We start from the raw sequence: 6,776 nt of genomic DNA on the forward strand, positions 1-6,776 counted from the left end.
GGACGGCGTCGGCCGAGCGCAGCCAGCGCGGCAGCACCGGACGGCGCGCCGCCGGCATCAAAATAGATGTAGCCGCACGCAGTCACATCCACTGTTGCGCCATCACCCAACGTGACGATCCGGGTGAGCCCCGACGGTCCGGGCGGTCGGCCCCGGTGGTCGGGGCGCTGCCTGCGACGGCGGGCGCAGGTCAGCGGGCGGCGGGCAGGGGCGCGGTGCGGGCGGCGCGCCGGCGGTGACGGTCCGCTGGTACGACCATCGGCGTGCCGGTCTGCGGGTCGGTCATCACCTGGCTGGCTACGCCGAAGACGTGCTCGACCAGTTCGGCGGTCATCACCGCCTCGGGCGCGCCCTGGGCGACGATCTCGCCGCCGCGCATGACGACCAGGTCGGTGGCGTAGCGGCAGGCCTGGTTGAGGTCGTGCAGCACGGCGACCACGGTCCGGCCCTGCTCGTGCAGCTCCGCGCACAGGTCGAGGACCTCGAACTGGTGCGCCAGGTCCAGGAACGTCGTCGGCTCGTCCAGCAGCAGGATCGGGGTCTGCTGGGCCAGCGCGACGGCCAGCCACACGCGCTGGCGCTGGCCGCCGGACAGCTCGTCGACGAACCGGTCGGCCAGCTCGGACACCTCGGTCACCGCCATCGCGTCGCGTACCGCGGCCTCGTCGTCGGCCGACCACTGGCGCAGCAGGCGCTGATGGGCGAAGCGGCCCCGGGCGACCAGGTCCTCGACCGCGATCCCGGCGGGCACGACCGGTGACTGCGGCAGCATGCCCAGCTGCTTGGCGACCTGGCGCGACGGCAGCGAGGCGATCGCCGCACCGTCGAGGTAGACCGTGCCGGCCTGCGGCTTCAGCACCCGGGCGAGGGACTTGAGCAGTGTGGACTTGCCGCAGGCGTTGGGCCCGACGATGACCGTGAACGACCCGTCGGCGATCTGCACGTTCAGGTCGCGGGCGACCACGCGCCGGTCGTACGCCAAAGTGAGGTCCTCGGCCCGCAGCCGCATCGCTTGCTCCTTCGTGCTCATCGGCCGCGCCGCCACTCACGGGCCAGCAGCCAGGTCAGGTAGAGCCCGCCGATCGCGGCGGTGACCACGCCGGCGGGGATGTCGTTGTCGGGCAGCACCCGCTGGGCCGCCCAGTCGCTGCCGGCCAGCAGCGCCGCGCCCATCGCGGCGGCGGGCAGGATGCCCGGCCCGGGGGAGCGGGTCAGCCGCGCCGCGAGCTGCGGGGCGGCCAGCGCCACGAACGCGATCGGACCCGCGGCGGCCGTCGCGCCCGCGGCCAGCCCCACACTGGCCAGGGCGAGCACCGCCCGGCTGCGCTCGACGCGTACGCCGTGCAGGGTCGCGGTGTCGTCGCCCAGCGCCAGCATGTTCAGGTGCCTGCCGTAGTGGAGGACCACGGGCAGCAGCACCGCGAGGGTGGCCGCGACGATGGTGACCTCGGTCCAGCCGCGGCCGCTGAGGCTGCCGATGAGCCAGACCTGCGCGGCGAGCGCCTCGTCCAGGCGGCCCTTCACGATGAGGTACGAATTGAACGCCTCCAGCAGCGCGGACACCCCGACACCCATCAGGATCAGCCGGAACGCCTGGGTGCCGCCGCGGAAGGCGAGCAGGTAGATCGCGATCGAGGTGAGCACGCAGCCGGCGATCGCGCCCGCGGCGACCTGCCCGCCGCTGCCGTCGAGCAGCAGGATCACCACCAGCGCGCCGGTGGCCGCGCCGACGGTCATGCCGACGAAGTCGGGGCTGCCCAGCGGGTTGCGGGTCAGGCCCTGGAACACCGCGCCGCTGGCGCCCAGCGCCGCGCCGACCAGCAGCGCGACCAGCGCCCGGGGCAGCCGCAGCTCGTGCACGATGAAGTCGGTGCCCGGGTCGCCCTGCCCGACGAGACTGCGCAGCACGTCGCCGACCGGGATCGGGAAGTCGCCACTGGACAGGTTGACCACCGCGATCGCGGCGCCGACCAGCACGAGCACGACGCCGACGAGCAGCGCGCGGGCGGGCACCCGAAGTGAGAGCGCGCCGCCGGGAGTGCGCACCACGAACTGCCTCGCGCGGCTCACAGGGCACCCAGCTTCCGGCGGCGGCACAGGGCGATGAAGACCGGCGCGCCGAGGAACGCGGTGACGATGCCGACCTGCAGTTCCGACGGGGCGGTCAGCACCCGACCGAGCACGTCCGCGCCGAGCAGCAGGATCGGGCCGAGCACCACGGCGTAGGCGAGGATCCAGCGGTGGTCGGGGCCGGTGATCAGCCGGGCGATGTATGGCACGGCCAGGCCGAGGAACCAGATCGGGCCGCACGCGGCGGTCGCCGCGCCGCAGAGCAGCGTGATCGCGGCGACGCCGAGCAGGCGGATGCGGCCCGGGTGCGCGCCCAGCGCCGTGGCGGCCTCGTCGCCCATGCTCAGCGCGTTGAGCCGACCGCCCAGGGTCAGCGTGAGCAGGATTCCGGCGATCAGGAACGGTGCGACCCGGAGCAGGGTGTCGCCGTCGCGGTCGGCCAGCGAGCCGACGTCCCAGTGCCGGTAGCGGTCGAACGTGCCGCGGTTGGTGACCAGTACCGCCCAGACCAGCGCGCCGAGCACGGCGGTGATGGACACCCCGGCCAGCACCTGGCGTTCAGGGGTGGGGAAGCGCCCGGACCCGCCGAGCGCGAACACGGCCGTCGCGGTCAGCGCCGCGCCGCCGAAGGCGAACCACACGTACGCGCTGGGCGAGGTCAGGCCCAGGAACGCGATCGCGACGACGACGCCCGAGGACGCGCCCAGGTTCACCCCGAGCAGGCCGGGTTCGGCGAGCGGGTTGCGGGTGAGCGCCTGCATCAGCGCCCCGGCCAGCCCGAGCGCCGCCCCGACCCCGAGGCCGAGCAGCGTACGGGGGATGCGCAGCTGGTGCACGATGTCCGACTGCGCGGAGCCGTCGTCGTGCCACAGCACCTGCCACACGGTGCCGAGCGCGATGGTGCGGCTGCCGACCGCGATGCTCAGCGCGGCGACGCCGACCAGCGCGAGCACGCCGATCACCAGCCCGCCGCGCCGCCAGGCGTGCCGCGCCGCACGGACGGCCCCGGCCGCGTGCGGCGCGGGCAGCACGCCGGTCGTCTGGGTCATCACCGCTCCTTGAGATCAACCCCGGGTTTGAGATTAGGCGAGGCTAACCTATGCTCCTCGGCGGGACCCGCCAGGGGGCGGTCCCACCAGCGCAGAAAGGAACAACCGTGCGGCTTCTCTCTCCCGTCCGTACGCTGACGGCCACCGCCACCGCGGTGATCCTCGGCCTCGGCCTCGCCGCGTGCGGCACCGATCAGGAGCCGTCCGGCGCCTCCGGCAGCCAGGGCGCGTCCTCGGCCGCCTTCCCCGTCTCGATCGAACACAAGTACGGCACCACCGAGATCAAGGCCGAGCCCAAGCGGGTCGTCGTGGTCGGTCTCGTCGAGCAGGACGCCCTGCTGGCGCTGGGTGTCGTGCCGGTCGCCACCACCGAGTGGTTCGGCGGGCACCCGGGTGCGGTCTGGCCCTGGGCGACCGACGAGCTCGGCTCCGCCGCCAAGCCCGAGGTGCTCACCAACACCGACGGCATCAAGTTCGAGAAGGTCGCCGCGCTGCGCCCCGACCTGATCGTGGGCCTCTACTCGAACCTGTCCGCCGAGGACTACGCCACCCTGTCGAAGATCGCGCCGACGCTGGCCCAGCCCAAGGACACCATCGACTACGGCGTGTCCTGGCAGCAGGCGACCCGGATCGTCGGCACCGCCGTCGGCCGCAAGGAGCAGGCCGAGAAGGTCGTCGCCGACGTCGAGGCGAAGTTCGCCGCCGCCAAGGCCGCCAACCCGAAGTTCGCCGGGGCCACCGCGCTCGTCGCGACCCAGTGGGAGGGCTACTACGTCTACGGCGCGCAGGACCCGCGCGGCCGGCTGCTGCAGGACCTGGGCTTCAAGATGCCCGAGGGCCTCGACGCGATCACCGGCAAGGAGTTCGGCAAGAGCATCAGCCGCGAGCGCACCGACCTGCTCGACACCGACGTGATGATCTGGCTGGTCGACAAGCACGACGCCGACAAGGCCAAGATTCACGCCGACCCGCTGTACGCCAAGCTCGACGTGAAGACCCAGGCCCGCGAGGTGTTCCTGGAGAACGGCGAGCTGCTCGGCGGCGCGACCTCGTTCATCACCCCGCTGAGCCTGCCGTTCCTGCTCGACGGACTGGTGCCGCAGCTGGCCGCGGCCGTGGACGGCGACCCGGCGACCGAGGTCAAGCGCGCGCAGTGACACCGTGACCGGCGACGGGGTGGGCGGCATTCGCCCACCCCGTTTTCCGTACTCGCGTTGACGGGCGGTCGCCGCCGGGTAATGGTGATCACATGCCGAAAGACGGTGAGACCCGCGACGGGGTGGCGCTGACCAACCTCGACCAGCCCTTGTTCGACGAGGCCGGCGCGACCAAACGCGACCTGGTGGACTACCTGGACGCGATACACGAGCGGATCATCTCCGCGCTGCGGGACCGGGCCCTGTCGGTGATCCGGATCCGCCCCGGGCAGCCGGCGTTCATGCAGAAGAACCTGCCCAAGTACACGCCCGACTGGGTGCCCCGGGCCCCCGTCTGGGCCGAGGCCTCCCACCGCGAGGTGACGTACGCCCTGGGCAACGACCGGCGCACGCTCATCTGGTTCGCCAACCAGCGGGCCGTCGAGTATCACGCGGCCCTCTCCCTGGTGCAGTCGCCGCTGTCGCCGACGCACCTGATCCTCGACCTCGACCCGCCCGAGGGCGACGACACCTTCGGCAAGGCCGTGCAGGGCGCGCTGCTGGTACGCCAGGCGCTGGCCGACTGCGGGCTCGACGGCGCGGTCAAGACCAGCGGCAGCAAGGGCGTGCACGTCTTCGTGCCCCTCGACGGCAAGGCAGAACCCGAGGAAGTCGCCGCCGCGACCCGGGCCGTGGCCGCGCGTGCCGAACGGCTCGACCCGAAACTCGCCACCACCGCGTTCATCCGCGAGGACCGCCACGGCAAGGTCTTCCTCGACGCCACCCGCTCCGGCGGCGCGACCGTCGTCGCCTGCTACAGCCCTCGCATCCGCCCCGGCCTGCCCGTGTCCTTCCCGGTGGCCTGGCCGGACCTCGAGAGTGTCACGCCCGCCGACTTCACCATCCGCACCGTGCCCGACCTGGTCGCCAAGACCGACCCCTGGGCCGACGCCATGCCCGCCCCGCAGGCCCTGCCCGACGACCTGATCGCCGAGGGCCACACCATCCCCATCGCCCGAGTCCAGGCCATGCACGAGGGCAAACGCCGCGCCAAGGCCCGCCGCGAAGCCGAAGCCGACTCCTGACCCGTACCGCGTCCGTGCCCGCGCCGCGCAGCGGCTTCGGCGCGGGAGCTCACCACACCACGATCATCTCGGACGATCTTGCGCCGCGAGCGCCGCGCGGCGGCTCCGGGGCCGGGTCAGGCGCTGCGCAGGGTGAGTTCGGTGATCTCGCTGGGGGCGAAGACGCGCAGGGGCGGGCCCCAGAAGCCGGTGCCGCGGCTGGTGTAGAGCTGGGTGCGCTCGCCGTGGCGGGACAGGCCCTGCACGGCGGGCTGGTCCAGGCGCACCAGGTAGTGGAAGGGCCAGATCTGGCCGCCGTGGGTGTGGCCGGAGATCTGCAGGTCCACGCCGTGCGCGACGGCCGCGGTGATCTGCTTGGGCTGGTGGGCGAGCAGCAGCACCGGCAGGTCCGGGTCGGCCCCGGCGAGCGCCGCCGCGTGGTCCATCGTGTGGCCGGTACGCGAGTGCGAGGCGGTGATGTCGTCGACGCCCGCCACGACGAGGCGGTCGCCGCCGCGCTCGACGACCAGGTGCCGGTTGTGCAGGCACTCCCAGCCCAGGTGCTGCATGTGGGCGAGCCAGCCCTCGGCCTCGCCGTAGTACTCGTGGTTGCCGGTCACGTAGGTGCGGGCCAGCGTGGCGCGGATGTCGCCGAGCGGCGCGGCCTGCGCGGTACGCTGCGCGACGGTGCCGTCGGCGATGTCGCCGGTGTGGCAGACGATGTCGGGGTCCAGCGCGTTGACCGCCCTGGTCACCCCGGCTGACCAGCGGGAGCGCTCGATCGGGCCGTAGTGCGTGTCGGTCAGCAGCACGACCTTGAGGCCGTCGAGCCCCTTGCCGAGCCGGGGGAGGACCACCTCGACCCGGCGCACCCGGGGCACGCGCATGGCTTCGGCGTACCCCCAGACGACCAGGACCAGCGCGACTGCCGCGACCGCGGCGGCCGTGATCCGGGAGCGCAGCGGGTCGGCGACGCCGCCGAGCGCCAACGCGCCCCGCAGCATGTTGCCGAGCACGGCCCACACGAACAGCACCCAGATCACGCCGAGCGTGGTGTCGGCGATGCGCGACGCCCAGTCCTTGCCGCGTGCGTGGCCCTGGAACATGAGGAAGGGGAACGCCAGCGCCGCGGCGGCGAACAGGGCGGTGCCGGCGGCGACCACCGGGGTCGGCCAGTGTGCGCCGGACAGCAGCAGCGTCCACCAGGGCACGCCGAACAGCAGCCCCAGCACGGTGGTCACGGTCAGGCCGAACAGCAGCGGTCGCAGGGACCGCCGTGCCGGGGCGGCCTGGACGGCCTCGCCAGTCGACACGCGTACTCCTTCAAAGGTCGGACTGCCAAGCATGCCACGCCCCCATCAACACCGGCCCGCGTCGCCGCGCGGGACTCGCGATCTAGAAGAGTTGTGGGGGGGGGGGGGGGCGGCCCCCCGAGTAAGTAAGTTTTTGGGGGCGGG

6 protein-coding genes are annotated in these 6,776 nt (G+C 73.2%); 2 read left to right on the forward strand and 4 right to left on the reverse strand.

Annotation, left to right across the window (positions count from 1 at the left end):
• Positions 1-190: 190 nt before the first annotated feature.
• The 3 genes from AB0B35_RS07930 to AB0B35_RS07940 are packed head-to-tail and all read right to left on the reverse strand — an operon-like array spanning position 191 to position 3,119.
• Positions 191-1,030, reverse strand: coding sequence for an ABC transporter ATP-binding protein (locus tag AB0B35_RS07930; RefSeq protein ID WP_361042189.1), 840 nt, complete (start codon positions 1,028-1,030; stop codon positions 191-193).
• Positions 1,027-2,070, reverse strand: coding sequence for an iron chelate uptake ABC transporter family permease subunit (locus tag AB0B35_RS07935; protein ID WP_361042192.1), 1,044 nt, complete (start codon positions 2,068-2,070; stop codon positions 1,027-1,029). Before AB0B35_RS07935 ends, AB0B35_RS07930 begins: the two co-directional genes overlap by 4 nt.
• Positions 2,067-3,119, reverse strand: coding sequence for an iron chelate uptake ABC transporter family permease subunit (locus AB0B35_RS07940; protein WP_361042196.1), 1,053 nt, complete (start codon positions 3,117-3,119; stop codon positions 2,067-2,069). The genes AB0B35_RS07935 and AB0B35_RS07940 overlap by 4 nt, the downstream gene beginning before the upstream one ends.
• A 107-nt stretch (positions 3,120-3,226) precedes the next feature.
• On the opposite strand from AB0B35_RS07940, the gene AB0B35_RS07945 reads away from it, so the two are divergent.
• On the forward strand, positions 3,227-4,276 hold the full coding sequence (locus AB0B35_RS07945) for an ABC transporter substrate-binding protein (RefSeq protein ID WP_361042198.1): 1,050 nt from the start codon (positions 3,227-3,229) through the stop codon (positions 4,274-4,276).
• Positions 4,277-4,368: 92 nt separating this feature from the next.
• Complete coding sequence (locus AB0B35_RS07950) at positions 4,369-5,340, forward strand: ATP-dependent DNA ligase (protein ID WP_361042201.1); 972 nt, start codon at positions 4,369-4,371, stop codon at positions 5,338-5,340.
• A gap of 116 nt (positions 5,341-5,456) precedes the next feature.
• On the opposite strand, the gene AB0B35_RS07955 is transcribed toward AB0B35_RS07950, so the two are convergent.
• On the reverse strand, positions 5,457-6,632 hold the full coding sequence (locus AB0B35_RS07955) for a metallophosphoesterase (RefSeq protein ID WP_361042204.1): 1,176 nt from the start codon (positions 6,630-6,632) through the stop codon (positions 5,457-5,459).
• Positions 6,633-6,776 lie beyond the last annotated feature (144 nt).

Origin of the sequence: Catellatospora sp. NPDC049133, assembly GCF_040648455.1 — a bacterium.
Classification (GTDB): domain Bacteria; phylum Actinomycetota; class Actinomycetes; order Mycobacteriales; family Micromonosporaceae; genus Catellatospora; species Catellatospora aurea.

What these genes read in the sequence shown, in the direction of transcription:
- AB0B35_RS07930 (WP_361042189.1), bottom strand. Translation starts at nt 1,030, where the DNA reads ATGAGCACGAAGGAGCAAGCGATGCGGCTGCGGGCCGAGGACCTCACT.
- AB0B35_RS07940 (WP_361042196.1), bottom strand. Translation starts at nt 3,119, where the DNA reads ATGACCCAGACGACCGGCGTGCTGCCCGCGCCGCACGCGGCCGGGGCC.
- AB0B35_RS07950 (WP_361042201.1), top strand. Translation starts at nt 4,369, where the DNA reads ATGCCGAAAGACGGTGAGACCCGCGACGGGGTGGCGCTGACCAACCTC.